The sequence below is a fragment of the Microcoleus sp. genome, assembly GCF_049646505.1.
In the GTDB taxonomy this organism is placed as follows: Bacteria; Cyanobacteriota; Cyanobacteriia; order Cyanobacteriales; family Microcoleaceae; genus Microcoleus.
In genome coordinates this window covers 1-2,275 of sequence record NZ_JBARVX010000374.1, presented here as the reverse complement: position 1 = coordinate 2,275, position 2,275 = coordinate 1, and the positions used below count along the sequence as shown (strand labels likewise).

The following is a 2,275-nucleotide window of genomic DNA, read 5'->3' as shown; positions in this document are numbered from 1 at the left end:
GATAATAATAAAGCCGAACGTTCTCTACTCCTCGGCTGTAACTAAGCGGAAAGTTTCTGGTGGCTCTCGTTCGATGAAGCGATTTGAGGAAACGGCTAATCTTCTCAGTGTGATTCAAACCTGTCGTGTTGAAGCTCGTTCAGTAATGGCTTTTTTCCGTGAGGCTATTTCTGCCCAATATGAGTGACTTTCCGATGCCTGAGCTCATTCCCCTTTTTCAGACCTGAATCCTTACACAGCTATTCCAACTATTTTAACCGATAAAAATCAAAAACCTCAGTTGCAACTTACACTTAAAACTCCTTACCAACTAATCGATACTGCTTTCAATCTTGAAACAGCCCTTCAACCATTCCAACAAGCAAAAATCATCGGTATGGACTGCGAAACAACAGGGCTTGACCCCTACCAAGCCAAAATTAGATTGTTACAACTTGCCATTCCTGACCATCCAGTAATCATTGTAGATTTATGGGCAATTGAACCGAGTTCCCTCGAACCATTACGCTTGCTTCTAGCCAGTCCTGCACTCAAGGTAAGTCACAACCTCAAATTTGAATGGCAAATGCTCACTTTTGCCGGACTGGAACCATCCAAACCCTTTTTCGATACCTATTTGGCTTACCGAGTGCTGACGGCTGGACTAAAACGGCATCTGTCCCTAGAGTCTGTTACTGAGAATTTGTTGAAAGTAAAGCTAGACAAAACGCAGCAAGTTAGCGATTGGTCAGGAAACTTAACACTCGCTCAACTGCAATATGCTGCTACCGATGCTGCAATTTTACTCCCGCTGGCTGCTGTTCTCGAACAAAAATTGAAAGCTTCTAAGCTTTGGAAAACTGCTTTACTAGAGTTTGCTTGTCTGCCTGCGGTGGCTTCTATGGAACTCAACGGAATGCTTTTAGATAGAGAACAGTGGAGAGTTTTGGGAGTGAAGCTCTGTTATCAACGCGACTCTCTTTTAAAACAAATTAATTCACAACTCCATCGACCTAACCCTAATCAACAAATCTCTCTCCTGCCGGAATTTACGGATACAATTAATGCTCGCTCTCCCAAGCAAGTCTTAGCGGCTTTGCAAGAAAAAGGTATTCCTGTTACTTCCACTAGCTCTCAACATTTAATTCCTTTGCAAGGCGAGTATCCCGTTATTCAAGCACTGTTAGAATACCGCAGTTTATCGGCTCGTATCGATACTTTTACTCTGGGTTTACCTGAACGCATTCACCCGATTACAGGGCGCATTCATCCCAATTGGTTTCAGATTGGTGCTAGATCAGGACGGTTTAGTTGTCGAGAGCCAAATTTAACGAATATCCCCAGAGATAAGGAAACCCGACAGTGTTTTAAAGCTGCACCCGGTTACGTCCTGCTCAAAGCCGATTACAGCCAGATTGAACTGCGGATCATGGCGAAGGTTTCGGGCGATCGCACGATGGTGAAAGCTTACTCCAAAGGGGAAGATTTGCACTCTCTCACAGCTTCCTTGGTGCTAGCAAAACCTTTATCTAAAATTACTGTCGAAGACAGACAGCTCGGCAAAATTATTAACTTCGGTTTAATTTATGGCATGGGAGTCACGAAATTTAAGAATATGGCTCAAGCAGAGCATGGAGTCACTTTAACGCTGCAACAAGCTTCACACTTTCGTAAGAAGTTCTTTGAATCCTATACAGGTATCAAACAATTTCACGCCAAAGTTCGGAAGGCCTGGAGCCGAGGTATTCGAGAGAGTCGGACAGTCTTAGGCAGAAGGAGATTATGGTCAAAAGATACTAAACCGCTGCTTAACGAAATGCTAAATAACCCAATTCAAGGGATGAGCGCTGACATTACTAAACTCGCTCTTGGTCTCATTTTTTCACCTCTAAGCTGCACGGATGCTAAACTGATTTGTGTGGTTCACGATGAAATTTTAATAGAGTGTCCTCTTGAAGAAGTGAGGCCAGTTAAAGCCTTGCTTAAAAAATGTATGGTGAGAGCTGGGAATAAGTTTCTCTCTCCGATTCCTTGCGAGGTAGAAATTAAGGTGATGGAAAGTTGGGGAGGGTAAGAGATTAACGGGGAAAGATTGGGGAGTGGGAGTAGGGAGAAAACGAACCGATGCTATTGCGATTTATCATGCACTCAAGTTTTATCGTAAGCAGATGGCCGATACTCGAATAACTCTTGCTCTCCCGCCGCAAATTTAGACCCATCCCTCCCAGAAGCAGGCCGAGCAAAGGACGCTTTGTTGCGAATCCCCTGGATATCTTCAGAAGAACGCTCAGACGAC

The 2,275-nt window shown here is 44.0% G+C and carries 1 protein-coding gene and 1 pseudogene; both read left to right on the top strand.

All coding sequences use genetic code 11. The features are described 5' to 3' along the window. Window positions 1-187, top strand: a pseudogene (locus WBA89_RS18885) (IS66 family transposase); the annotation flags it as partial. 93 nt (window positions 188-280) lie between these two features. Further along, window positions 281-2,053, top strand: coding sequence for a bifunctional 3'-5' exonuclease/DNA polymerase (locus WBA89_RS18880; protein ID WP_424408741.1), 1,773 nt, complete (start codon window positions 281-283; stop codon window positions 2,051-2,053). Window positions 2,054-2,275 lie beyond the last annotated feature (222 nt).